Origin of the sequence: Metabacillus sp. B2-18 (assembly GCF_021117275.1) — a bacterium.
Classification (GTDB): domain Bacteria; phylum Bacillota; class Bacilli; order Bacillales; family Bacillaceae; genus Metabacillus.
This window is the reverse complement of record NZ_CP088245.1, coordinates 4,683,626-4,709,266: the sequence shown is the minus strand read 5'-3', so window position 1 is coordinate 4,709,266 and position 25,641 is coordinate 4,683,626. Positions and strand designations below refer to the sequence as shown.

Here is a 25,641-nt window from a genome sequence, read left to right as displayed (position 1 = left end):
AATTGTTAGACACACATCTAACAATTGGAGGTGCAGTTTTTATATGTCTAAATTTAATATAGAGGAAAAAATAGAAGCAATTATACGTTATCAACAAGGATTCGAGGGGGTAAAAACAATTGCGAAATCCATAGGAGTAGATCATACTGTCTTATTAAATTGGATTAAACAATATGAATATCATGGTGAAAGTGCCTTTAAAAAACCCTATACATCCTACACAACAGAGTTTAAACTAGACGTACTAAATTATATAAAAGAGACAGGGACGTCTATAAGGGAAACGGCTGCAATTTTTAACATCGCAACACATAGTACCATTCAAAATTGGCTAAAAAGTTTCGAATCACTTGGAATAGATGCCCTAAAACCAACACAAAAGGGGCGTCCATCCATGAAAAAAGAAACAAAGAAACCTAAGTCAGTCGAAGAGTCTGAAGCGTTACGAGCTGAAAATGAGCGTTTACGTATGGAAAATGCATATTTAAAAAAGTTACAAGCCTTAATTCAAGAAAAGGAAAAATTACAGAAGAAAACAAAGCGCAAATAATATATGAATTAAGGCATGAATTTAAAGTAATTGATCTAGTAAAGGTCGCTGGAATTGCGCGTAGTACGTATTACTATTGGGTAAAACAAATGGATCGTCCAGATAAGTATAAGGAAACTAAAGAGTTGATTCAGGGGATTTTTGATGAACATCAAGGACGATATGGATACCGCCGCATTACATTGGAATTACGTAATCGGGGATTAAAAATAAATCATAAGACAGTGAGACGATTGATGAATAAAATGGGATTAAAATGTCTCGTGCGTATGAAAAAATATCAATCTTACCGCGGAAATATTGGGAAAGTAGCTCCTAATATTTTAGAACGTGATTTTAAAGCATCAAAGCCAAATGAGAAGTTGGTAACAGATGTGACAGAATTCCACCTTCATGGAGAGAAGTTATATTTATCCCCCATTTTAGATTTATACAACGGGGAAATCATCGCTTATAACATAGAAAAACGTCCTGTTTATCGCCTGGTATCAGAGATGTTGGATAAAGCTTTTAGCCGACTAAATGAGGGAGACACTCCTATTTTGCATTCCGACCAAGGCTGGCATTATCGCATGAAGCATTATCAACACGCCTTAAAAGAAAAAGGAATCATACAGAGTATGTCCCGAAAAGGGAATTGCCTAGATAACGCAGTCATGGAGAATTTCTTTGGCTTATTAAAGTCTGAATTACTGTACTTAAAAGAATTTGAGAGTATGGAGCATTTCAAACTAGAATTAGAGAATTATATATATTACTATAACCACAAACGGATTAAGGCAAAATTAAAAGGCATGAGTCCGGTACAGTACCGAATTCATGCCCAAGTAGCAGCCTAAGCTTCTATGTCTAACTTTTTGGGTTCAGTTCAGCCGTAGGAAGCTAAAGGGTGGTTCTCAAAAACATAAATAATGTTGACAACCGCCACCCTGACGGTAGAGGTTGCAGGGAGAAGTGTTAGCGCACTTCTCTTTTTAGTATATGTCTATTATACAAAAAAATATTCTAATGGAGAAGAGGAAAGCAACGGCTTTTATTTGGTGCCTGTCACTTCCCGAAGTTTGTCGATTGCTAGCAAATAACACTCCTCGTTACGAAAGCAATGAGTGGTTTTTAAAAAGATATGTTCAAACCCCCCACACTCTAGTAGAGGGGGGCTCCTTAACCCACAAAGTTATATCTTTTCAATAGCCCTTCTAACAAAGTCCATGATCTTCAAGAAAGCAGCTGAAGCTCGTTCTGGGTCTTTCTCTTTTATAGCTTGAAGCAGCTCTTCGTGGTACGGATAGCTTTTATCGAAGATGTCTTGAATTCCAAACGGCTCGTTCCAAAATTCATGAAAGGTATCCCATACAGAGTCGATGATGGTTTTTAATAATTCATTATTGGCTGCCTCATAGATGGTTTGGTGAAATAAGGAGTCAGCCATGTTGGCCTCATCTCGTTCGTTATTTTCGATACATTGTACATAAACCTTTAAATGATATTCCATTTTCTCTATTTCTTCACGTGTTGCTCTTTTTGCAGCCAAATCAACTGCTTTTCCTTCAAGGGCAGTTCTTACCTCTAATGCTTCCAATAAAAATTGTTTCTCATTGTCAATATCGAAGGAAGTTTGAATTTGGAATGGCTTACTGTTTCTGACGAAGGTTCCTTTTCCATTCAAAATTTCTAAAAAACCCTGTGATTCTAATAACTGTAGAGCTTCTCGTAGTGATGATCTGCCGATACCTAGTGTTTCAACTAATGTAGAAATAGGAGGTAGGCGATCTCCTTCTTTGAGGTCCTCTTGCTTTATATATTCCTTTATTTCATCAGCGACTAATTCAGATAGTCTCCTTTTTTTAAAAGTTTTCATGTATACAATTCACCTCTAATGTATCTTGCTTTAAGTGTATAATAATCCCTTTTATTTATCCAATTTAAAAAAGGAAATATAAATCAGAATATTTAGAGCTTTCATACAGGTTGATAGTATGATAGTATAGGTGGTGAAAGGATGCTGGAATTTAGTTAAAGGAAAGAAGGTTGACTTACTTATGCTTCACATCGATGAAAAAATATGCACCCACTTTGGCGAAGATCCTTCACAACATCACGGATCTATTTCTCCACCAATTTATCAAACGAGTCTTTTTGCTTTTGAAAACTTCAAGGAATTTACCGAGGCTCAAAACTTGGAAAGGGAGCATTACGTTTATTCCAGAGGGGTGAATCCAACAGTTGAAGTTCTCGAAAAAAAGCTAGCTGCACTTGAAAGGGGGGATAAGTGTAAATGCTTTGGTTCTGGAATGGGGGCCATTAGTGCCGTTTTTTTCTCGCTTCTAGAAAGCGGAGATCATGTATTGTTTATCAATAATATATACGGACCTACAACTCAATTGCTGACACACCTCAAGAAATTCAACATTTCCTGTAGTTATGTTGATCATGAACTAAACAACATAAATGATGCAATCCAGGACAACACAAAAATGATCTATGTAGAGAGTCCAGGGACAATGCTTATGAATATAGTCGATCTTCAAGCTGTCGCAACTATAGCTAAAGAAAGGGGGATTATCACAGCGATTGACAATACTTGGTCAACACCGATTTTTCAAAAACCACTAACATTAGGCTTTGATTTATCGATTCATTCACTAACGAAATATATCGGTGGTCATAGTGATGTGGTTGGCGGAGCGGTAATCGGTAGTTTTGAGTTAGTTGATAAAATTTTTAAATATGGGTACCAGCTAAATGGTTCTGTGTTAGGAGCAAATGATGCATTTTTAATTATTCGTGGCTTGCGAACATTACCCATTCGTTTAAAGCAACATCATGAAAATGCCTTGAAAATTATTGATTATCTACAGTCAAAGCAAGAAGTTGAGCGCATTTATCACCCTAGCCTTGAGAAGGGTAAGCCATTTCTAGAACAACAAATGAAAGGGTTTACAGGTCTTTTGAGCTTTGAACTTAAAGAGGCTAACTTCTCTAGTGTATGCAAATTCATTGATGGCCTGTCACTATTCAAAATTGGTGTTAGCTGGGGAGGGTTTGAGAGCCTTGTGAACGCACCAGTGAAGGTAAACAATGAAGAGATTTTAAAGCAACAAGGAATTTCACCAGGATTAATTCGATTATCAGTAGGGTTAGAAGGTTCAGACCTTCAAATTAGTGACTTAGAACATGGATTTCAACAACTATAAAAAAATGTAGAGGAGAGTTGATATATGAGTGAGGCTACGATGAAACGCCCTTCATTAGGGATGGCATTACTTCCTATTATTATTTCGTTAGTCATTTTTATTGGTGGTATCGGTATATTAAAGTATCCAGCAGAATTAATGCTATTATTTGCAGGAGTTGTCTTCACAATTTTCGCTGTTGTGAACGGGCACAAATGGGATACGATCATCAGCGTAATGGGAGAAAAAATAAAAAAGGCGCTACCAGCTATCCTTATTTTATTTAGCATCGGGCTTTTAATAGGAACCTGGATGATCTCAGGAACAATTCCTTTATTTGTGTATTATGGTCTTGCGATTATTGATCCAAGCTACTTATACTTATTAGCCTTCTTGGTGACAGCCATTGTATCAACCTGTGTTGGTACCTCTTGGGGGTCAGCGGGAACGATTGGTGTTGCCATTATGAGTATAGCTCAAACAATGGATTTATCATTAGCGATCACTGCAGGTGCGGTTGTCTCAGGGGCTTATTTTGGTGATAAGTTATCTCCTCTATCAGATACAACAAATATGAGCTCCCTTGCTGCAGGATCTAACCTTTATGAACATATTAAGCACATGTTATATACAACCATTCCATCCTCTCTTATTGCCATTATTGTTTTTACATTTGTAGGTTTTGGGATTGAAAAAGATTCTACACAGCTAGCTAGTATTCAGGAAATGATGACTGGCCTTGATCAATTATTTAACTTAAACATATTCTTATTGATCCCAGCAATCGTTGTTATTGCAGGTTCCTTAATGAAAAAGCCACCACTTATAGTTTTATTCACCTCAGCGATTACTGCTTTAGTTCTTGCATGGATCACACAAGGCGCATCTGTATCAAATCTATTTGCTTCAGCTGTTTCTGGTTTTCATGTTGACATGCTTGGCGAAAATACGATTAGTGAAGAAATGCAATCATTACTAAACCGCGGCGGCCTTTATTCTATGTATAACGCTACCTTCTTTGTCTTTGTTGCCTTTTTCTTTGCTTCAGCCCTAGAAGTTTCTCAAGCCCTAAACGTCATTCTAGAGCGTATCATCGTTCACCTAAAAACAATCGGCAGCATCACGTTCTCCGCACTTGTCACTGGCTTTGCAGTGATTAACTGTACATCAAACGCCCTTGTATCGTTTTTCCTAGTTCAAGATATTTATGGAAAAGTATATAAAGAAAAGAAGCTACATCCAGTTAATCTATCAAGAAATATGGAAGATTCGATCACCATAACAGAAGTATTAATGCCTTGGACTGTTTCCGGCGTATTCATGGCAACCACTTTAGGTGTAGGTAACTTTGAATTCCTACCATGGGCAATCTTTAACCTAGGCGGATTCATGTTCTCAGCATTATATGGATTCCTTGCGCCATATACAAAGGGATATGCTATTCGGAAGCTAGAGGAAGATGATTTTAATACAGCTGCTGTAGGGAATTCTAAGAATCTACAACAATAGCTGTATTTAAAAAGTAAAGAAGCAAAGGGTGGGCTCCTTTGCTTCTTTTTGATGGGAGGGATGATCACGTTTTTTTAAATCAAGGGTCTTCTCTTCTAAAACTCATCTAACTACTTGTTCTAAATGTTTTTGTGCAGTAGGAAAAGATAATTTGTGTTTAACATATAGAAAGCCTGTTAAAGGATCTTACGTAAAAATGGAAATAGGTAAAATTACATACTAAACTTCAAATATATCAGTATTAATAGAATGCTAGAACTTTGGGGTGGATGTGAAGATTTTTGTTAACATTTGTGGGCTATTGATACTACTATTGGCTAAAAGATAGAGTGACTGTTGGAGTGTAAAGGGAGCTAAGTAGAAGAGTAGATTGTATATGGGGAGTTTGTCGAAATATTTCTTTCGTATCCCGAACATTTTTTCTTTTAAGATTCAGAATTTTCCATTACTATTATTATGTATTCTATTAAGCAAACATATAAGAAGGGATGAGTTTATTGAAGAAGAGGTTTTCAGGTTTATTAGCATTTTTATTAGTATTAACTCTATTCGCACAACCAGTTCTTCCGGTTTCAGCTGCTGAAACAGCGGACAATGTAATAGAGTTAGAGAGTAATAGGACTTTATTCTCGTTAACTGAAGCGAGAACAGTTGAAGTTCAAGCGGATTTTGGAAAGAAAGTAGATTTAAGTCAATTAGAATTTCAATTTGAAGGCAAAAAGCTTTCAGAGTGGAAAAAGTGGGTTAAGAAGGACAATACATACACAGGAGACCCTTTCATTAAGGTGATTGAGGAGCCACATTTCGTAAGTGGAACAAAAATCGAAGCAACTTTAGAGTTCGGTCTTCTTTACGACACAGACAATCTATCAAACCGAACAATTCGTACTCAATATCAGCAAATTTATTGGTGATTACGAACTAGCATTAGTGGACAAAGCTAGTAATAAGAAGGCAGCACAGACGGTCGAACTAAATGTATATGACCAATTTCATTTTTATGATGAATTGAAGCCAACGATTGATTCAGTTTTTGAAAAAGCAGAAGAAACTAATGATCGCTACCTTGAATACCAAAACTTTGGGAAATCAGTAGAAGGTCGTGACCTGCATTTTGTTGTTTTAGCTAGAGATAAAGAAGCGGTAGACAAGTATTTAAATGAAACTCTACCAACTGCATTAGAAGATCCTGAGAGTTTACTAGAAAAGTTAGAAGACGGAGAAATGGGCGATTACCAGGTTCCCGTTTGGATTAACAATATTCACCCTGATGAAGTAGAAGGTGTGGATGCACAGGTTGAGTTATTCAAGAAGTTTGCACTAGAAGACGAAATTACTTTTAATACAGGTGAAAATAAACAAGAAAAAGCTGTCACGTTAAATGTTGATGATGTTCTTGATGACGTGATTTTCCTTTATATGTTCACGAACAATCCTGATGGAAGAGTGGCAAACACGAGAGCAAATGCCAATGGCTTTGACTTAAATCGTGATAACCACTATCAAACACAAATTGAAACACAAGAAGTAACACAAGAAATTGCAAAGTGGACACCACTATCATTTATTGATCTGCACGGCTATGTGAGTGGGTTCTTAATTGAGCCAACAACACCACCACATAATCCGAACTTTGAATACGATTTACTTTATGGAAACATGATTGAGCAAGCTCATTCAATGGGAGATGCAGGAATTAGTAATTCAGCTTATGATTCCTATGAAATTCCAGCTCTTGATTATGGCGATGGCTGGGATGATATGACGCCTGCTTATACGGCAATGTATGCGATGCTACATGGTTCATTAGGTCATACAGTTGAAACACCTGCACTAAGCCAAAATGGGTATGATGCTATGTATGGTGCTGGACTTGGGGCAGCCCTTTATGTAACAGAAAATAAGGATAAATTGTATAAAAATCAGCTTGAAATTTTTGAACGTGGAGTAAATGGTGAAGACGATCGTGCGGTAGATGAGTATTTTGTGAATGCAGCTGGACAATCAATCGGGCGTACAAGAGAAGGAAATGCGAATTTCTTCCCTGAATATTACGTCATTCCAGTCGATGAAAAAGTACAAAAGAACCCATTAGAAGCAGCGAAAATGGTTGATTACTTGCTTCGCAATGGAGTAGAAGTAGAGCAAATGTTAATTACAGCAAGAGTGGATGGAACCGTATATCCGAAGGGAACATATATCGTCCCAATGGATCAAGCAAAACGTGGCTTAGCAAACGCCATGCTTTACGAAGGTGACGATGTTTCAGACTGGGGTGCAATGTACGATCCAATCGTTGTTAATTTCTCTGACTTAAGAGGATTTGACTTGGAAGAAGTTCGTGACGAGGATGCTTTTGATAAGCTTACGAAAGAAGTGAAAAGTGTTAAGTTACCAACAGGAAAAATCACTGGTAATTCACCAAAGCAAATCCTATCGAACACGAATAATGACACTGTAAAGCTAGTCAACAAGCTTTTAAAAGACGGAAAAACTGTTGAAAAGGCATTGGAAACGAAGGGTAATGTGAATAAAGGTGACTATATCGTTAATACAACTGATTTAGCTAAGTATAAAGGTTATTACTTCGAAGCTACATCAGCTGGGACAGCTCAAAAAGTAAAAACTGAAAAATTAACTCTTCCTAAAGTGGCAGTGTCGGGATCAGCGCAACTAAAGTTCTCAGTGAAAGAACTTGGTTTTGAGGTAGTTGATAATGCTGAAGAAGCTGACGTTGTTGTTAGTGACAGAGATGATTTTAATGCCGATAGTTTAGTAGGAAAGGCATATGTTGGAATTGGAGTTTATGCTCTTAATGCTGTCAAAGAGAGCGGAGTCTTAAAAGGCTACGACTTCAACTACACAAGCCCAGGTCATGAAGGCTTATTAAAAGCTAATGTAACAGATCATATCCTAACTTCTGGATACGAAGCAAACGAACTGCTATACACAACAAATGGTGCGTGGATTACATCTGTTCCTAAGGAAGCTGAAGTATTAGCAACTGTAAGTAACAGTAACGACTTCTACGTTGCGGGCTGGTGGCCAGGACATGACGCTGCAAAAGGTCAAACACTAGCATTCACGCAAAATCTTGAAGACTCAAACATCACTCTATTTGCAAACGACCTTGCCTTTAGAGCACACACACAAGCAAGCTACCGCCTACTAGCCAACAGCATTTTTGCATCAGTCAGCTCTGAAACAGCAAAACAAGGTCAAGGCTCAGTGAAAAACGAAAACAAAAAACAACTAAGTGAAGTAGGCCGTTCGCTGTTAGAACAAGGTAGAGATAGAGAGTAGAATAGAAAATCGGGTGGTGCCTGTCACCACCCGATTTTTGTCGTTTTCTGCTGTTTGTATCGGGAGTGGGAGCTGGTGCCTGTCACTCCCCGAATTTTGTCGAACGTTGCTAGATAGAACCTACAACTGAATAAATCTAAGAAGAGAGTAAAGGTCCTGTAATGGACGTTAAAACCTACATATCTTGCCCCTTTTTAAAACCAAAGGCCCCTGCCCATAAAATTACAATGTTAGAAAATCTAACAAGTCATTTGATTAGTAATTAGAAAATTCACTATACTTAGACATGTTAGATTTAATCACATTTATTTTATCTGGGAGTAATTGCTTTGTTAGCTTTTATAAATAGGAGGTAGGTTCATGTTAACATCAACTACGGGATATATGATTTTACTTATTTTCGGTGTGTTTTTCACTGGTTTAACAATCATTATGCAGCGTCGTTCGAAGACAAAGATGACAGCTGAGGAATTTAGTACGGCTGGGCGAAGTGTGGGGATTGGGCTAGCGAGTGCATCGATCATTGCAGCTTGGACATGGGCAGCAACGTTGATGATGTCTTCATCAACAGGATTTCAGTATGGTATTAGTGGGCCGTACTGGTATGCGGCAGGGGCCTGTATTCAAGTATTATTATTTGCCATTGTTGCGATTCATTTAAAACGAAAGGCGCCTAAGGCACATACGTTTTTAGAGTTTATTGGGAAAAGATTTGATCAAAAAAATCATAAGCTAATGATGTTCTTTGCTCTTATGACAAATATTATTGTAACAGCGATGGTTATTTTAGGCGGCGCAATCGCTCTAAATTCATTAACAGGAATGAATGTTTATGTGGCGGCACTTCTCATTCCACTGACGTTTACGATTTATACGATGATTGGCGGCTTAAAAGCATCATTTATTGCAGATTATTTAAATACGGTCATGATTTTTGTTATTTTAACGATTTTTGCAACAGTTGTGTATATGAAATTTGGTGTAAATACAATTTATGATGGGTTGCGCGCTTTACCAGAATCACAACAAATGCTAACAATGGCTTCAGTACCAGGACTTCTTTTTGGAATGATTAATATTATTGGTAACTTTGGTACTGTGTTTGTGGATCAGTCGTATTGGCAACGAGCGATTGCGAGTAAAGATAGTGCAGCATCGAAAGCATATATCTACGGTGGGATTGCATGGTTTTCGATTCCGTTTGCGATTGCTACATTCTTAGGGGTAACGGCAGCGGGACTTGGGTTAAATATTACCGACCCGGATGCCTCTGCTCCTTTAATGGCAGCTGAGTTACTAGGTAGTGTGGGTTCTATTCTGTTTTTGGTGATGTTGTTCATGGCGGTTATGTCAACAGGTGCAGCAGAGCTAACAGCTATTACGAATATTATTGTAACGGATATTTATCGTAAATCCATTAATCCAAAAGCAAGTAGTAAGCAAACATTAAAGGTGTCACGTATTGTTACATTAAGTTTCGGCCTTGCAATGGGTATTCTGTCAGTTTTACTTTTTAATATTGGAATTGGTCTAGGTTTTGTTTACATGGCAATGGGTATTTTCGTCAGTGGTGCGGTTATTCCTTTAACAATTGGTCTCCTTTGGAAACGAGCAACGAACAATGGCTGTTTTTATGGGGCGTTAGCTGGAATGGTATCGGGAATTACTGTTTGGTTACTTTCTGCTAATATGCTATCCGGAGCAATTACAGTCGAATCACTAGGTCAACTACATGCGATGCTGTATGGAAATGTAACAGTGTTTGTGGTGAGTGGAGTTATTTCAATAGGTCATGCCTTAATTTCCAAGCAGGAATTTGATTTTGAAGCAATGAAGGATCAATTCAAGAGCTTTGATGAAGAAGAGAAGGAACTTCAGCTTGCAACAGAAAGAGAGGTTATCTAATCATGGAAGATAAGCAATTGATGAAAGATGCCAAGATGTGCACGCGTTGGGCCCTTTGGTTAACATTTATCCTGATCTTTGCTTTCCCAGGAATCATGTTTTTGACGGGCTATAATTATACGCTACAGTTTTTCAAAGGCTGGACGTATCTTGCTTTTGGCTGGTTAATTATAGCAGGGCTTTATATTTCGATTCGGCCGTGGGTGGAGGTTTATCTGGAAAGAAGACAGTGAGGGGGTGGGGATGGTGCCTGTGGGGATGGTGCCTGTGGTCAAACCCCCAATAAATAGACAAAAAACAAAACGACAAAATTGGAAAATAAATGAAATGTAATTGTCCTTTGAATTTTAAACTGAGATTTATTTAATACTTGACATGGAGCCTCTGTGGGCATTATTCTGCCACCAAAAAGCCAGCCATTTAGTTAATGGTTGGCATACCAAACAAGGCAATCATGCCCACCACTTCATATCAAGTTGCTGCTTTGAAGTTTGATACGCAAAGCCCCAGCTTCTTAGTTTGGATATAATCCTTATAATATTCACTTGGAGAAACAAAACCGGTTCTTGTATGAATTCGTTCCTCGTTGTAATAATGTACATATTTTTTAAAGTTTGTATCACTTGTTTTTATGTTATTTGTGGGATAAAAACATGGAAACTCAGATTTTAGTTGGGAAAAAAAGCTCTCTATTACCGCATTGTCCCAACAATTTGCTTTACGTGACATACTCGGAGTAAAGTGTAGATTCTTGCTTAATTCATTGTAACTAAGGGATCTATAGACACTTCCTTGATCACTATGAATGACTACGCCTTTTAAATCTTTCAGATTTCTATTTTTCATCGCCTTTTTTACAGTAGCTTCAATTAATTCAGTGTTTGGACTTGTGCTAATCTCAAAAGCAATAATTTCACTGTTAAATAAGTCTAGAATAGCTGAGATACATCTTTTATGTGACCCAATCCATACCTCAGTCATATCTGTTACCCATTTTTGATTAGGGTGAACTGCTTTGAAATTTCTTTTTAAAATATTTTCATATACAAAACCAGCTGCTTGAACTTTAGACTCTTTGGTTGTTTTTGGCCGTCTTACTTTGGCTTTTAAGTTTGTTACTTTCATTAAGCGAGCTACTCTTTTGTGATTCACTACTATTCCTTTATTCTTCAATACTTTCGAAATTCGTTTAGCACCATAGGTGCCCTGATGACGATTATAGATACGTTTAATAAGGCTTAAAATTTCACGATCCCCTTTACCAATTTTTCTACTAGGACGTTTAATATAAGCGTAATATCCACTTTTAGATACCCCTAAAACCTTACATAACAACACCACAGAATATTCCTCTCTCAAGTGGGTAATTGCCTCATATTTTGTGTTTATTTTTTCTCCTTGAGAAAGGCCTGGAACTTTTTTAGGATTTCATTCTCTAGTTCTTTTTCTTTAAGTTTCTTTTCTAACTCTCTTATCTTTTCATCTTGTTTTTGAGTTGAAGAATGGGCAACAGATTTAGGATTAATTAATCCTTTTTCTCCATTTTTCTTATATGCATTAACCCATCGATTAACCGTATCACGATGAAGGTCTAAATCTTTAGCCACAATTGCCACTGGTGTAAGATCTTCCAATACTCTACGAACAGCTTTTAACTTAGTTTCGACAGTATTATGTTGTTTTGCCATCTCTTATCCCCCCAATAAAAATGTATATATGTCGTACTTTAATTATAATTCATATGTCCATTATAAGGGGGTCGAGCACTGTCACTTCCCGAAGATTGTCGAATCATAGGTTGAGTAAAGAGAAGTGTTCATGCACTTCTCTTTTTTGTTAGTTGAAGGTACAGGGCCTTCGCTGGTGCCTGTCACTTCCCGAAGATTGTCGACACATGGTTGAGTAAAGAGAAGTGTTCATGCACTTCTCTTTTTTGTTAGTTGAAGGTAAAGGGCCTCCGCTGGTGCCTGTCACTTCCCGAAGATTGTCGAATCATAGGTTGAGCAAAGAGAGGTGTTCACACACTTCTCTTTTTTGTTAGTTGAAGGTAAAGGATCATCACGGCCCTATTTTATTACTCTTTTGTAGATCAATCATACGACCGATACCAAATGATAGATATATATGTTGGCTTAATTTAGAATATAGACTTCTAGTATTAAGTATACGATAATAGTAATATTGAAATTTTGTATAGTCTTAATAGAAAGGTAGGGGGTTACATGATTGATATTCATAGCCACATTCTGGCAGGGATCGATGATGGTGCAAAGGATTTCGGAGATACATTGAATATGTTAAGGCATGCTGCTAATGAGGGTATTACGAAAATCATTGCAACACCACACCATAACAACGGAAAATACGTCAATAAGGCTTCGGATATTAAGGATAAAGTGATCGAGTTAAATGAACGGATTAAAGAACAAGATCTATCTATCGAGATTTTGCCTGGTCAAGAGACACGAATATACGGTGATCTTTTAGCGGATTATGAGAAGGGTGAGATTTTAACACTTAATTACTCAAAATACCTTTTTATTGAATTGCCTTCAAACCATGTGCCAAGATATACGAAGCAATTGCTATTTGATATTCAATTAGCTGGCCTTTTACCTATTATTGTCCACCCTGAACGGAATTCAGAGATTATTGAACATCCAAGTATTCTCTATAAATTAATTGAAAAAGGTGCAGCTACACAAGTAACTGCTTCTAGTGTTACCGGGCATTTTGGGAAGAAAATAAAGAAATTTTCACTACAGTTAATTGAAGCAGGTCAGGCTCATTTTATTGCATCTGACGCACATAATCTCTCAGGTCGAACGTTTCGTTTACGAGAAGCTTATGATGAAATTGAAAAGGAATTTGGTAGTGAGCTTACTTATATGTTCCAAGAAAATGCTCAGCTTGTCGTGGAAGGAAATACGATTTATAGGCAGCCTCCACTAGAAATTAAGAAGAAGAAGTTCTTAGGTATATTTTGATGAGTAGAAAAGGACCGTCATGTTCATGCGGTCCTTTTGTGTTTATTTCTTTGGATGGGGCTTGGTCATATGCGGAAAGTATAAGGTTCTAATCGACAAAATTCGGGTGGTGACAGGCACCACCCCGATCCACCTCGATCCATGGCCCCCCAACCGCATTCGACAAACTTCGGGAAGTGACAGGCACGCCCGAGCCACAGGCACCACCCCGAGCCACGCACAGGCACCAACCAACCTACTTCTTCACCACAATCCTCGAAGAAACCCAACCAACCTCTCCTGACTCTGCTTCAACCTTCAACCATCGTATCCCACTATCATCATATTCTTCCTCACCAAGGTAGGTAACAACCTCTCCGGTTGAGAAATTACCAACAATTTTTCCTTTTAGAGACGGTGTGGAGCGGATGTTTCCGCCTTCTTTGAAGTCCTTTGTTAAAACAAATTCAACTGGATTTATTTTAGCTGTGGCTTGGTTTACTCGACCAAGGATTTTGTTTTGTGTATTACTTAATTGAAATCCGAGCTCTTTTTCTACTTTTTCCGTTGAGACCCAGTTGTCAAAGCGATGCCATGTTTCTGAATACGACGCTGTTGGATTGTTAACGACTGCAAGAGGCAGTAAAATGGCCGACATGATGGCAAAAGTTCGTACGATTCGATTGGCTAGAATGCTGTTTCTCTTTCGTTTTCTTGAAAGGTCTTGTATCTTTGTTAGCCCTTTTATGAGCAGCGCAAAAACCTCTTCACTACCTTCAAGCCAAACCGGAATATGATAGTATCCATTTTTTCTTTGTTTTGCTAGATAGCGGTGAAATCCGAGCATCACCGGATAGGAGAGCAGCTCGACTCCCTTTGTTAAAAGAAGTGCCGTCCATTGAATAAGTTTCGGTGATAGTCGAATGATGATCGGTCGCGCAACAAGTATGACTAGAAAAACAGTAAGACCAATTCGCAGCCATATGGGCAAAAGAGCTAGAGGGACCCATAGCCAGAATACTTGATTAATAATCGATTCCACTTATATGACTCTCCTTTTGTGAATCTCTACCTCTCGACAGGAAAATACATGTTCATTTTCGTTAGCTGTCTTCTTGCTTCAACCTCATCTACAGTAGGATCTAACAGCATTGTTCTGACTTGTTCTTGGACTTCCATTCGAAATCTTTCTTCATTAGCAATCCGATTTTTAATAATGTCAGCAGCTGCTTCATTTTTCTCAGCAATAAGCAGGGCGTTAAAAAGATTACCAGATTTAATTTCATCCTGAATTTGGGATGCGATAAAACGGGCATCCTCAAGCTCGTATTCCTGCATATATCTTCGAAGCTCACGATCTTTGTCCACTTCTCTGAACATTTTATCGTGCTCCTGATCACTGCTGCTTTGCTTTACGAGAACATTGATGTCAGAAACAACAATGCCAACCTGCTTAAGTCCAGTCACCATTGATGAGTGCTCGTGAAGATCTTCAATATGCTTTTTCACACGTTTAATATCTTCAATTGAATAGTCAACAGTGATTTCTTCAAGCCAATATGGGAGCTTTTTCTTAATAAACGTAACAATCTCTCCAGCTCCTTGCTGCACGAGAGAAATAGGGTCAATAACCTTGTAATCTATCGATAAATCAATCTGAAAGCTACGGCCGCGGTCAAGTGACGGGTACTCACTTACATCTTTGAAGTTTTGGATGCTCATATCAACAATATAAACTTTCGTGTATTTACCTGCGCGTAAATCACTTCGAGAAAGGCGGTCTCCGTTCTTAACAACCTCATAGTTATGCTCAGCATTTTCATAAACAAATGCTTGATTCATAGAGGAAGCGGGCGGTTTTTCAAAAAAACTAAATTTAACGGGCTGTACTTCAATTAGATTCATAGTAACCTCCTGTGTTCATTGAAAGTTAGAAAAACTACCTTGAAAAGATGTATGATGCTTGTTCGAGAGTTATGACTTAAAGTTGTCCCTTAAACAGAATTAATATAGAAGTATTATACAGAAACGGAGGGGAAGTTCCAAGATGGTGCCTGGTGTATTAGATAATAATGTCGAATAGTCTTTAAATAAAAAAAGACCCCAGTGTTCTCCATGTTGTAAGATTAAAGTACCTGACAGGGAACCTCATTCTATCAACCAACACGGAGGAGAAACACATGGGGTTAAAAAACAAAAACTATATTAATAATATACAAGGAAGAAAAGGTAGTCAATTCAGTTCACAACTTAGAGGACTAAATTTAGAAAAAGTTTTAATTGTAGCGATCGATGCGGCAAAGTATTTTCAAAAGGCTCTTATCTGTAATTACTTTGGTGATGTTATAGAAAAACCATTTTTCTTTGGGATAAACGAGGTAGGAATAAAGGATATATGCTCGAGGATTAAAAAGGCAGAAAAAGAACTCCAGGCAGAAAAACTGTTGATTGGAGTGGAAGTTACTGGTCATTATTATGAGGACATTGTAAAAGAATTAAGTAAGTTTGGATATCATGTGACTTTAATAAATGCAGCGACAACTCATGAGGAAAGAGCTAGCGCTCTAAATTGGAGTAAAACAGATGACCTCGACCTTTACGCTATCGCTCATGCCTTAATGCAAAATAAAGGTATGGAAAACAAATTACCAGAAGGTAATTTTCGTAAATTAATGACACTTACTCGTGCAAGAAGAACTGAGGTTCAAAAGCGCTCAAAAACTCGTGTGAAAATACGGACTTTGATGGATCATATCTGGAGAGAGTTTCAAGGATATATTGAAGTAAAAGGTAATATACCAAGGAAAAAACTTATTTTTAGTGATTTCTGGGGAAAGTCCTCGTTGATTTTCATGGAGCATTACCCCCATCCTTCAGATGTTTTATCTCTTGGACTTACAGGCATTAGGGAAATCTCGCGATTACAAAAATTAAGAATGAGAGAAGATACCATGAATACCCTACTTTCCGTAGCCGAGAATTCAATTGTTAAACCAAAGGAAGATCTGTCTGCAGAATTACTTTTACTTCATCTAGCACTTAAGGATTTAAGGCAACTAAACGAAACAATCATCATTCTCGAGAAAGAAATAGAACGGGTATTACTCCAAACAGAAGGTAGACTTCTATTAACAGTTCCAGGAATAGGAGTAATTACTGCGGCAGAGTTCTTTAGCGAATTAGGTGAAGTTTCTCATTACGAGAATGCCGGCCAACTTATAAAAAAAGCTGGTACAAATCCAATTATTATTCAGTCTGGAGGAACACAAGGCTTCTACGGCAAGATCTCTAAGCAGGGAAACAAGCACTTACGATTCATCGTGTATACCGTAGGTAAATCGTTGGCACAACACAATAAAGACTTACGACCTTTCTTTGATAGATTGAGGGAACGAGGAAAACATGCAAGAAAAGCCTATATAGCTTTAGGAAATAAATTTATAAGAATAGCCTTTTCTATGTTACAACACAAAAAGCCTTATCAATCAAAACAACCACAATATAGTTATTTATCTGAAATTAAGAAGAAGCTCAACTACACAAAAACGGAAGAATTTTTAAGAATAGTATTAGCAGCTTAAATTATAAAAAATGGAGTCTCCTCTTCTAGGATCGAAGTAAAATCGACTTTGGTGCCGGAGGCAACAAGACCTCGAGTGACAGCATGATTTACTTCGTCCTGTAAATGCGAATTGTACGTTAACTATGACTTGTACTAACCAGGTTGCATCCCTACAGAATTGAAGCGAAGTAAGGTTATTATTCAGATCTTAAAAGAGTGAGATTCCTATATAGTGTTTTCTGTCAGTTGTTTACTGTATTTTTTTTACAAAAATACGTTTAGTGTATTTAAGTTGTTCAAAAACTTTAAAATTCTTATTGACATAGTACGCTGTCACTTCCCGGTTTTTGTCGAATGAACCTCGAATAGTACACGCAAGAAGGGGAGCACAGTATGAGGGTGGTGCGGGAAGGGGGTTTTAGTGGTGCCTGGCACCACCCGAATTTTGTCGAAATGAAGAAGAGGCTGACAGAAACCCCCCTGTCAGCCCCAACCCCCATTCCATTATGAAAGCACAACGTCAGCAACGTTACGCTCCACAATCCTAGCTCCCTTCTTAGAAACAAAGTCCCCTCCAGTTGAGAAGAAAATGTTCGTAGAGACGATTGTGTCCATTACTGTATTCAAGGCAGCAGTATCAACAGGTTCAATTGGTGAATCGATGTTGATCTTAACTGTTTTTCCTTCTGTGTTTAAAAATTGAAGTTCTAAAGTTTTCGCCATGATGTCACCTCCCTTCCTAATAGTCTAGTGAAATTAAACTGTAAGCTGATGTGTGTCGCTACGCTCTACAAGTGTTAATGTTTCAGTTTGTAAGCTAGCGATTGCCTGTGCTACTTGAAGCAATTGGTCCGGTGTTGCAGCTGTTTTTACATTGTTGTAGCTTTTACGTTTAGTGATTGGCTTGCCGTTGATGTCCATCCCCATGTCGTAAATTAGGCTTAGGTTAGAATCTAAGATAACTTGATCTGCCATGCTGATCACCTCCTTTCACCCCTTATATATAGAAAAAGGAGACTTGGGTAGCGTCTGATTTGAAATTTTTTTATAATAAAGTAAATTTCCATAAAAAGGAGTACTAGTTCATGTTCCCTTCAGTCATTACGCAACGAGGTCAAGATTTTCATCTAATAAACACAAGCTTATCTCAATCACAAATAAAGCAATTACTCTTATCAAATCCATATGATATTTTCGCAGTAATAAACGAAAGTCATGACCAATCAGAGGAAGAAATGTTCACAACCTTTCTAGTGCTGCATTCAGCAGAATTTGATAATAGAGTCATACTTTACGATATTTCAAGACAAACACACACGACGATTACAACCGAGATCTTATTTCTCTCAAAAGGATATATAGAATTTATTGATGTGGGGATGGTTGATCGCCTTCCTGTGAAGTTGTACAAAAGGGAAGAAGCGAGATGAAGACCTATAAAAGTGGACGACAGAAGCTGTTATATGATCCTTGTAGACAAATTTTCCTGCAGTATACCCCTGAAGAAGAGGTTAGACAGCAGTTACTACAGGTTTTAATCGAAGAAATGAAGATACCTAGAGATTCGATAAGTACTGAATTTGCCCTCAAACAAATAGATCACACATCGAAGCAACGAGCGGATATTGTGGTTTGGCATAAAGATAGGGAAGGTAAAGAGCATGCCTTACTAGTATTAGAGTTAAAAGCTAAGCATATAGAATTAACAGATCATACACTGGAACAGGTAAAAGCCTATAATAAGGTCCTTCAAGCCAAATATATTGGCATTGCAAACGGTCAAAATATAGAACTATATGAAGTTCAAGGTAAGAAAACTATACCTCTAACGAAGGAACTTTATACATATTCAGAGCTAATCAAAGGAAAAGTGGAATATACCTCATTTCGTCCTTTGCGGCGGTTAACATATGACTTGACCACATATAATCGATATGTTCAATTTTTACTTGATGCTGGGTATATTGGTGAGGGGACGCAAGCTGATATGCACCCATTTCTCTCGGAGTTGCAAAATTATATTTTATGTGGAGATATTATGATTAGTGGGAAATATCAGTCACAAATAGAAGAAGACTTGTCCTACGGATATTTTTCATTCGGTAATGCAAGTGGAGGTGCTTTTCCCGGGTACTATCGTAGTTTTATCGTGAAAAATTTAAAGGGGAAACATGAAATCTATAGAATTGCCGTCTTTGGAACACCGGCTTTCGAGAATGATCCTGTCTATGGTAATCGCGCAGGAAATACGTATCTAGCTGTTGCAAGAGATAGATCTGGTGATTCATCAAATGTTTTGCAGCTTAATGTTGATCATGTTTTCCATAACGGAAGAAGAAATGGGTTTAAAAACAGTGAGGTAATTGCTCGTGTGGAAAAACACGCGCCTGATTTGATTGTTGATGGACAAGTTTATTTAGGTTCAATTCCAGGCAATCGAGCCATTACGAGTGGTGATGGCTCTGATTTTATTGAGAGGTTAATAGAGTATGCGTGTGTTCGAGCGAGTTTAACTAAAAAGAGAAAGCGGAAATAGGAGAGGGTTAATTTTCTAAAAAGCACTAATGCATTCACCTGTAATATGAAACTTTCACATAAAATAGTCGTCTAATCGAATAGAGAAAGGGGAGAAGGATGAAATGAAAATTCACAAATCATTACTCGCACTGGCTGTATTTATACCGTTATTATTATTCGGCTGTAGCAATGAGCCTACTACCGAAAGTAAGCCAAATGACAAAGATGTGGTAGCAAGTGAAAAGACATTGCCAGAAAATTTTCACGAAATTGCCTTTGTGAGAGAAACAGGACCAATGTTTGAATACATGGTGAAGAAATCTGTTAATTCATCAGAATTTGAACAAACATGGGAGTTGTATGGGTTTGAGAAAAAACTACCGAGTATTAACTTTAAAGAAAAAGATGTTTTTTTCATTGGGGTTCACGAATCGGGTAGTTGTCCTCACAAGATAGAAAATATTGAAGTAAGCTCTGACAACAAAACAATGACACTGCCATTGTCTGAACCAGAGGGGAATTGCACATCTGATGCAACACCTAGAACATTTGTCATTCAAGTAGATAAAGAAACTTCTGAAAAAATAGAGAATGTAGTGATTGCTGAAAGTGGTTATGAAACGAAAGTTCCTTTTGAATAAAAAGAAAAAGAGTGAGCTCATGCGTCACTCCTTAAATAGTCTTATTTAATTAACCTTCCCCAACTGCGAAGGCAGCATCTGGATTGACTGATTCAATGCATCAAGCTTGCTCTCAATCCTATTTAGTAAATACAGCGTAACAATAATAGGAAAGCCGACCTCGCTGATGAATGATATCCATTGCTCCATGTTTTGCACCTCACTTTCTGGTTCTTTTTTTATATAAAGGTAGGCTGACAAAAAACCATTGTCAGCCCAAAACCTTATTATGAAAGCACAACATCCTCTACGTTACGCTCTACAATTCTAGCTCCCTTTTTAGAAACAAAGTCCCCTCCAGTTGAGAAGAAAATGTTCGTAGAGACGATTGTGTCCATTACTGTGTTTAAAGCAACAGTATCAACAGGTTCAATAGGTGAATCAATGTTGATCTTAACTGTTTTTCCTTCTGTGTTTAAAAATTGAAGTTCTAACGTTTTGGCCATGATGTCACCTCCTTTCCTAATAATCTAGCGGAACTTAAACTGTAAGCTGGTGTGTGTCGCTTCGCTCAACAAGTGTTAAGGTTTCAGTTTGTAAGCTAGCGATTGCTTGTGCTACTTGAAGCAATTGGTCTGGTGTTGCAGAAGTTTTTACATTGTTGTAGCTTTTTCGTTTAGAGATTGGCTTGCCATTGATGTCCATCCCCATGTCGTAAATTAAGCTTAGGTTGCTATCTAAAATAACTTGATCTGCCATGCTGATCACCTCCTTTCGCCCTATATATAGAGAAAAACTGTCATTGGGTAGCGTCTGAATTTAATTTTTTTAAAAAAATTTTTTTAAATGAGACGCTACTCAATCACAAAAAATCCCTATATAAGCAGTGAAGATGACTTATTTTCTATTAAATAAGGAGTGACAAGCTGTGGAAAAGTTAAATTATGAGACAATCAGGAAGTACCAATCGTTCCAAACGATCGAGGAGATGGACCAGGCTGTGCGAGGTTTTTTATATAAGCATAAAAGTGAGTTATCAGAGGGAACACTTGAGGTTCTACGTGTGATATGGAGGCATTCGGTTAAGGTGATTGGGGTGTCATTTGCAAAGTATGACTATATTGCTGAAATGGTTGGTGTAAGTCGTCGGACGGTGATTCGCGCGGTGAATGCATTAGAGGGAAAGGGGATTGTTAAGAAAATCGCAACAAAACGAATGAATGGGTCACAGGGTGTTAACCTTCTCATCATACAATCCTTTGCTTCTGTCAGGTCATTGCAAGCGAAGATGTCACCCCATGATGTCACGGCACCTGTCACCCCTAATAAAACAGAGAATAAATTAAGTTCACTCTGTGAGAATAAAAATATAATACAAAAACAAGAGAAATCAGCTCAAGAAGAAATAGAAGAACTACCAGGCTCAATTCCTAAAGAATTTGTACAAGTTGTAAAACCTTACTTCAAAGCAATTGACATTTATAAGCTATGGAATTCAGTAATGGTTGCATACAATAAACTGAATTTTCATCAAGACATTGAGTCTCTTGTAGATCATGTCATTGAAGCCTTTAAACAAACACTATTTGCACAAAAGCTAGGAAAAATACATAAGAGTTTTGAAGGATATTTTTATACAATTCTTTATCAGCAATTTGTGGAAGAATCCAGGAGAGAGTATAGAGCTAGGGTTGGGATGTATGATTTTATTGAAGGTGAGATGAGGTTTAGTTAAACCTTACACGAATCATTTAATCCATATAACAGTTTGCTACAATCTGCAACAAATAACATCAAAAGTTTACAAGATTTACAATAAAATTACATAATATTCTGGAAAATTAACTTATAATATTGGAGGATATAGTAAATTTTGTAGGGAAATGGAAGGGGTAAATATGAGGGGAACGAAAAAACCCTAAGCATAAACTTTGGTCGGCGAGTGCTTAAGGCCTGATGTGAGCTGGATATCATTCCAACTATATTCGTATTATATCCAACTCTTTTGTAAATTTAAAGAATTAAATTTAATTAGAGGATGATGATATGGAGAGCATTCAAATGTTAAATGATTACATGATCCACGAGTATAAAATGGCATTTTACCTTATTACTCAGATAATGGTGAACTTTACAGGCAAAGCTCAGCATTGCCGCCCGTCTTGTTAATACATATGAATACAGGCATGAACGAATAACGGATACCACTCGCCAATCTTTTGTTGTAGAGGAAACGAATTTGTATATGGTTGATCCTAAAAAATTCAAAGATTAAGCATTAGGAGAGAGCACCTGTTTAGTGTAGGGGATTTGTCGTCTTTTGTCTAAATTGGTCAAAGTATATTGCTTTTGACCTATACAGGGACTGTCATCGCTATGTAAAATAGAAGTATTAGGTTAGACACTAGGGGAGTTTTTAATGAATATTTTTAAGCATAAATGGATGTCGTATATATCGTTAATAATTATCTGTAATATCTTAGTGGGAACTCTATACTTCTTTTTTCACCATGACAGTATGTTATATCACATTGTTTTTATTACATTGAATTTCTCAATGATTGCCTTACTTATCTATTTGCTTGCAACTGTAAATAAGACAACTAAGGATTTGCAGAAGAGCAATCAAAGGTTGAATAGTATTTTTGATTCATTGGATGTTGCGATTTGGTCTCATGATTTAAAAGAGGATAATCTTATGATTACTCCTGGAATGGAGAAGTTATATGGCTATTCCCTTGATGAGTTTTACCGAGATCAGCTTTTGTGGAAAAAAGTTATTTATCCAGAGGATTTACAGGTTATAGAACAGCGACAGGAAGAGTTAAAGGGTGGAAAGCCTGTAACAAACTTCTATCGGATCGTAAAGCCTGATGGTGAAGTAAGATGGATTCGAGATCGTGGGATTCCTGTGTTTGACGAAAAGGGGAACTTTGTTGACTTCACTAGCGTGTTATTTGATGTAACGGATAACAAGGAACGAGAAGAGCGTTATCGCGGATTAGTTGAGATGTCTCCTGATATTATTGCAGTCATTCGGAATTGGAAATTTGATTATATTAACGAGGCAGGTAGTAAATTATTGGGGGAAGAAAATCCTTGTGACTTAATTGGGAAATCGATTCTACGTTACATGCCAACAAAAAGTGTACTGGTGATTAAAGAGGCATTATCAGACATGATTTCCTCTGAACTTGAAAAAAAGCGCTTTGAAACTGAAATTGTTCGTTTTGATGGCAACACAATTGATATTGAGATTTCAGTCATGAATATCCTGTATGAAGGACGCGAAGCAAGGTTAATTGTTGGAAGAGATATCACTGAACGTAAAAAAGCACATGAGATCATCCATCAAATGGCCTATTATGATTCGCTAACAGGACTACCAAACCGAAACATGTTTAAAGATTATTTAAATGAATGTTTGAGTAAAGCGGACGACAACAACATGGTCGCTGTTTTATTTATAGATTTAGATCGTTTTAAGATCGTCAATGATACAAAAGGTCATTCCACTGGAGATCTTTTACTGCAGAAAGCGGCGAAACGATTGTTAGAGGCTGTTAGTGATCAAGGCATGGTTTCCCGACAAGGTGGCGATGAGTTTATCATTTTGTTGGAGTCCACTTCAAATAAGGAAATCGAAGAAGTTGCTGATCGAATTCTTCAGGTATTCTCTCAGCCGTTCGACCTTAATGGCGATGAGTTTTTTGTCACACCTAGTGTGGGGATTAGTCTATATCCAGTAGATGGAAAAGACCAGGAAACACTGATTAAGAATGCTGACACTGCGATGTACCTTGCGAAAGAGCGAGGGAAAAATAATTATCAGTACTATACCTCTTCTCTTCAAAATGTATCTACAAGAAAAATGGAGCTGGAAGTTGGATTAAGAAAGGCATTGGCAGAGGATCATTTTGAAGTGTACTATCAACCACAATACAAGCTGGATACACGAGAGGTTTGTGGTGTTGAAGCCTTGTTAAGGTGGAAGCACTCAAAGCTCGGAATGATTTCACCCGTTGAATTCATTTCGCTGGCAGAGGAAACTGGTCTCATTGTCCCGATAGGCAGATGGGTGCTTCGCAAAGTTTGTGAGCAGCATAAGCTATGGAAGGACGCTGGTCTGGGAGCTGTACCGGTTGCGGTTAACGTTTCAGTTAGACAAATACAGGACTTGGGATTTGTTGACGATGTTAAACAGGCACTGGAGGACTTTAAACTAGACCCTGCTGACCTAGAGCTGGAAATTACCGAGAGCATTATGCAAAATATAGAATTCTCAAGAATAGTGTTAAAGAAGTTGAAGGAGCTTGGAGTTAAGATTGCGATTGATGACTTTGGAAAAGGCTATTCTTCACTAAGCTACTTAAAGTATCTTCCGATTGATAAGATTAAAATTGATAAATCTTTTGTAGATGACATCCTAGATTCAGGCCTAAACGGCTCGATTGCCAAAGCAATCATCGAAATGAGCCACACCATGAACTTCTCAGTCATAGCAGAAGGGATAGAAGAAGAAAGGCAACTTATTTTTCTACTAGAAAACTCCTGTAAACTGGGGCAAGGCTATCTGTTAAGTCGACCATTGGACATGCATGGGGTCACTGAGGTGCTTACAGGGGTGCTTGGTAAAAAGTAAGTGCGGGGGGACGGGGGTTTTTGTGGTGCCTGTCACTTCCCGCAATTTGTCGAACGAAACCACTTGATCTCTGTTAGTAAGTAGAATACTCTTGTTCTGGAAAAAGAAAATAAATATTGGAGGTAGATATATGATTCTATTAAAGTGTGCTTTAAAGTGGGCAAACAAATCTAGGGTAGATGGCACGCACATAAAGCTTGCATCCAAAGCAGAGTCCTCGGAGTGACACGATAATGGGCAGAAAACCTCGAGTCTCGATCCCCTATTGCTTCTATCATATTGTATGCCGCGGAAACCGCAGAGATCCTCTTTTTATGCATGATGGCGATTTTGCAACTTTTCTTTATCTCCTCAAAAAGCTCCATGAAAAATACCATTTTGAAATAGCTTCTTATTGCTTAATGACAAACCACTACCACTTGCAACTCAGATCACAATACCATTCTCTATCATCCATAATGGCGTTGATAAACAAAAAATATGCGGATTACTATAACAATCGGCATAATCTTACTGGGCATGTCTATGAAAAACGATTTTTTGATGAGGTCATTCTTTCGAAGAAGGGGATGCTAGAAGTAAGTCGGTATATACATCTTAACCCAGTGGTGGCGGGTATGGTGGAGAAGCCGGAAGAATATCCATGGAGTAGTTATCAGTACTTTGTGGATACAGAACATGACAAGCGGAATCTTCCGTTTTTTGATCCAGTAATACTGTTGAACGAATTTCCTGGTACATTAGAGGAACAAAAGGAACAGTATCAGATGTATCACCTTGTAGAAACAATTAGTAATAAGTAGCAGGATGTTAAAAAGAGTAGTCTACCTGCTATTATAAAAAGTTTAGTAAGTTTTTTACCTATTTAACATTGACAAAAAAAGTAGCTATCTT

The 25,641-nt window shown here is 37.7% G+C and carries 25 protein-coding genes; 15 read left to right on the top strand and 10 right to left on the bottom strand.

The features are described 5' to 3' along the window. The first annotated feature begins 43 nt into the window (after nt 1-43). Nucleotides 44-1,389 (top strand): IS3 family transposase gene (locus LPC09_RS23555; RefSeq protein ID WP_098799740.1). Its coding sequence is split into 2 segments (ribosomal slippage): nt 44-500 and nt 500-1,389, totalling 1,347 coding nucleotides; the frame shifts between segments, so codons are not numbered across the junction. 335 nt (nt 1,390-1,724) lie between these two features. Here the strand turns inward: LPC09_RS23555 and LPC09_RS23550 are convergent. Beyond that, nucleotides 1,725-2,408, bottom strand: coding sequence for a FadR/GntR family transcriptional regulator (locus tag LPC09_RS23550; RefSeq protein WP_098795641.1), 684 nt, complete (start codon nt 2,406-2,408; stop codon nt 1,725-1,727). A 181-nt stretch (nt 2,409-2,589) separates the two neighbouring features. Between LPC09_RS23550 and LPC09_RS23545 the strand changes: the two genes are divergently transcribed. The 6 genes from LPC09_RS23545 (at nt 2,590) to LPC09_RS23520 (ending at nt 10,673) form a co-directional block, all read left to right on the top strand. Then, nucleotides 2,590-3,744, top strand: coding sequence for a trans-sulfuration enzyme family protein (locus LPC09_RS23545; RefSeq protein ID WP_098795640.1), 1,155 nt, complete (start codon nt 2,590-2,592; stop codon nt 3,742-3,744). A gap of 24 nt (nt 3,745-3,768) precedes the next feature. Continuing rightward, entirely contained in the window at nt 3,769-5,232 is a 1,464-nt protein-coding gene (gene nhaC / locus LPC09_RS23540) for a Na+/H+ antiporter NhaC (protein ID WP_098795639.1), read from the top strand. Nucleotides 5,233-5,729: 497 nt separating this feature from the next. Then, the gene (locus tag LPC09_RS23535; RefSeq protein WP_231308564.1) at nt 5,730-6,146 is read left to right on the top strand and encodes a hypothetical protein; all 417 of its coding nucleotides are present in this window, start codon (nt 5,730-5,732) and stop codon (nt 6,144-6,146) included. Nucleotides 6,147-6,162: 16 nt separating this feature from the next. Continuing rightward, the gene (locus LPC09_RS23530) at nt 6,163-8,535 is read left to right on the top strand and encodes a M14 family metallopeptidase (protein WP_231308563.1); all 2,373 of its coding nucleotides are present in this window, start codon (nt 6,163-6,165) and stop codon (nt 8,533-8,535) included. Nucleotides 8,536-8,895: 360 nt separating this feature from the next. Then, nucleotides 8,896-10,440 (top strand): sodium:solute symporter family protein, encoded by a 1,545-nt coding sequence (locus tag LPC09_RS23525; protein WP_098795637.1) that lies wholly within the window; start codon nt 8,896-8,898, stop codon nt 10,438-10,440. Nucleotides 10,441-10,442: 2 nt separating this feature from the next. Next, entirely contained in the window at nt 10,443-10,673 is a 231-nt protein-coding gene (locus tag LPC09_RS23520; RefSeq protein ID WP_098795636.1) for a hypothetical protein, read from the top strand. A gap of 238 nt (nt 10,674-10,911) precedes the next feature. On the opposite strand, the gene LPC09_RS23515 is transcribed toward LPC09_RS23520, so the two are convergent. Next, nucleotides 10,912-11,781 (bottom strand): IS3 family transposase, encoded by an 870-nt coding sequence (locus tag LPC09_RS23515; protein ID WP_231308486.1) that lies wholly within the window; start codon nt 11,779-11,781, stop codon nt 10,912-10,914. 44 nt (nt 11,782-11,825) lie between these two features. Continuing rightward, nucleotides 11,826-12,128 carry a helix-turn-helix domain-containing protein gene (locus tag LPC09_RS23510; protein ID WP_098797844.1) on the bottom strand — a complete coding sequence of 101 codons (303 nt, stop codon included), beginning with the start codon at nt 12,126-12,128 and terminating at the stop codon, nt 11,826-11,828. Between the two features lie 534 nt (nt 12,129-12,662). On the opposite strand from LPC09_RS23510, the gene LPC09_RS23505 reads away from it, so the two are divergent. Continuing rightward, entirely contained in the window at nt 12,663-13,427 is a 765-nt protein-coding gene (locus tag LPC09_RS23505; protein ID WP_098795635.1) for a tyrosine-protein phosphatase, read from the top strand. 235 nt (nt 13,428-13,662) lie between these two features. On the opposite strand, the gene LPC09_RS23500 is transcribed toward LPC09_RS23505, so the two are convergent. Next, nucleotides 13,663-14,448, bottom strand: coding sequence for an SH3 domain-containing protein (locus LPC09_RS23500; RefSeq protein WP_098795634.1), 786 nt, complete (start codon nt 14,446-14,448; stop codon nt 13,663-13,665). Nucleotides 14,449-14,474: 26 nt separating this feature from the next. Continuing rightward, nucleotides 14,475-15,311 carry a hypothetical protein gene (locus LPC09_RS23495; RefSeq protein ID WP_098795633.1) on the bottom strand — a complete coding sequence of 279 codons (837 nt, stop codon included), beginning with the start codon at nt 15,309-15,311 and terminating at the stop codon, nt 14,475-14,477. A gap of 275 nt (nt 15,312-15,586) precedes the next feature. On the opposite strand from LPC09_RS23495, the gene LPC09_RS23490 reads away from it, so the two are divergent. Then, nucleotides 15,587-16,987 (top strand): IS110 family RNA-guided transposase, encoded by a 1,401-nt coding sequence (locus LPC09_RS23490; RefSeq protein WP_231308479.1) that lies wholly within the window; start codon nt 15,587-15,589, stop codon nt 16,985-16,987. A gap of 485 nt (nt 16,988-17,472) precedes the next feature. Here LPC09_RS23490 and LPC09_RS23485 read toward each other — a convergent pair whose 3' ends face one another. Together LPC09_RS23485 and LPC09_RS23480 are read right to left on the bottom strand one after the other, a co-directional pair. Beyond that, nucleotides 17,473-17,691: a DUF2922 domain-containing protein gene (locus LPC09_RS23485; protein ID WP_098795632.1), complete on the bottom strand. Its 219-nt coding sequence runs from the start codon at nt 17,689-17,691 to the stop codon at nt 17,473-17,475. A gap of 33 nt (nt 17,692-17,724) precedes the next feature. Beyond that, nucleotides 17,725-17,943 carry a DUF1659 domain-containing protein gene (locus LPC09_RS23480; RefSeq protein ID WP_098795631.1) on the bottom strand — a complete coding sequence of 73 codons (219 nt, stop codon included), beginning with the start codon at nt 17,941-17,943 and terminating at the stop codon, nt 17,725-17,727. 110 nt (nt 17,944-18,053) lie between these two features. On the opposite strand from LPC09_RS23480, the gene LPC09_RS23475 reads away from it, so the two are divergent. From LPC09_RS23475 to LPC09_RS23465, 3 genes are all read left to right on the top strand, one after another. Next, the gene (locus LPC09_RS23475; RefSeq protein ID WP_098795630.1) at nt 18,054-18,398 is read left to right on the top strand and encodes a hypothetical protein; all 345 of its coding nucleotides are present in this window, start codon (nt 18,054-18,056) and stop codon (nt 18,396-18,398) included. Continuing rightward, on the top strand, nt 18,395-19,504 hold the full coding sequence (locus tag LPC09_RS23470) for a type I restriction enzyme HsdR N-terminal domain-containing protein (RefSeq protein WP_098795629.1): 1,110 nt from the start codon (nt 18,395-18,397) through the stop codon (nt 19,502-19,504). The genes LPC09_RS23475 and LPC09_RS23470 overlap by 4 nt, the downstream gene beginning before the upstream one ends. Before the next feature lie 103 nt (nt 19,505-19,607). Continuing rightward, nucleotides 19,608-20,126: a hypothetical protein gene (locus tag LPC09_RS23465; RefSeq protein WP_098795628.1), complete on the top strand. Its 519-nt coding sequence runs from the start codon at nt 19,608-19,610 to the stop codon at nt 20,124-20,126. A gap of 45 nt (nt 20,127-20,171) precedes the next feature. Here LPC09_RS23465 and LPC09_RS23460 read toward each other — a convergent pair whose 3' ends face one another. From LPC09_RS23460 to LPC09_RS23450, 3 genes are all read right to left on the bottom strand, one after another. Next, entirely contained in the window at nt 20,172-20,315 is a 144-nt protein-coding gene (locus LPC09_RS23460) for a YvrJ family protein (RefSeq protein ID WP_098795627.1), read from the bottom strand. 77 nt (nt 20,316-20,392) lie between these two features. Beyond that, nucleotides 20,393-20,611 carry a DUF2922 domain-containing protein gene (locus LPC09_RS23455; RefSeq protein ID WP_098795626.1) on the bottom strand — a complete coding sequence of 73 codons (219 nt, stop codon included), beginning with the start codon at nt 20,609-20,611 and terminating at the stop codon, nt 20,393-20,395. Between the two features lie 34 nt (nt 20,612-20,645). Beyond that, nucleotides 20,646-20,864 (bottom strand): DUF1659 domain-containing protein, encoded by a 219-nt coding sequence (locus tag LPC09_RS23450; RefSeq protein ID WP_098795625.1) that lies wholly within the window; start codon nt 20,862-20,864, stop codon nt 20,646-20,648. 169 nt (nt 20,865-21,033) lie between these two features. Here LPC09_RS23450 and LPC09_RS23445 point away from each other — a divergent pair, with 169 nt between their 5' ends. From LPC09_RS23445 to LPC09_RS23435, 3 genes are all read left to right on the top strand, one after another. Beyond that, entirely contained in the window at nt 21,034-21,840 is an 807-nt protein-coding gene (locus tag LPC09_RS23445; protein ID WP_098795624.1) for a helix-turn-helix domain-containing protein, read from the top strand. A gap of 684 nt (nt 21,841-22,524) precedes the next feature. Continuing rightward, nucleotides 22,525-24,747, top strand: a complete 2,223-nt coding sequence (locus LPC09_RS23440) for a sensor domain-containing protein (RefSeq protein ID WP_098795623.1) — start codon at nt 22,525-22,527, stop codon at nt 24,745-24,747. A 233-nt stretch (nt 24,748-24,980) separates the two neighbouring features. Further along, nucleotides 24,981-25,550 (top strand): transposase, encoded by a 570-nt coding sequence (locus LPC09_RS23435; RefSeq protein WP_098795622.1) that lies wholly within the window; start codon nt 24,981-24,983, stop codon nt 25,548-25,550. Nucleotides 25,551-25,641 lie beyond the last annotated feature (91 nt).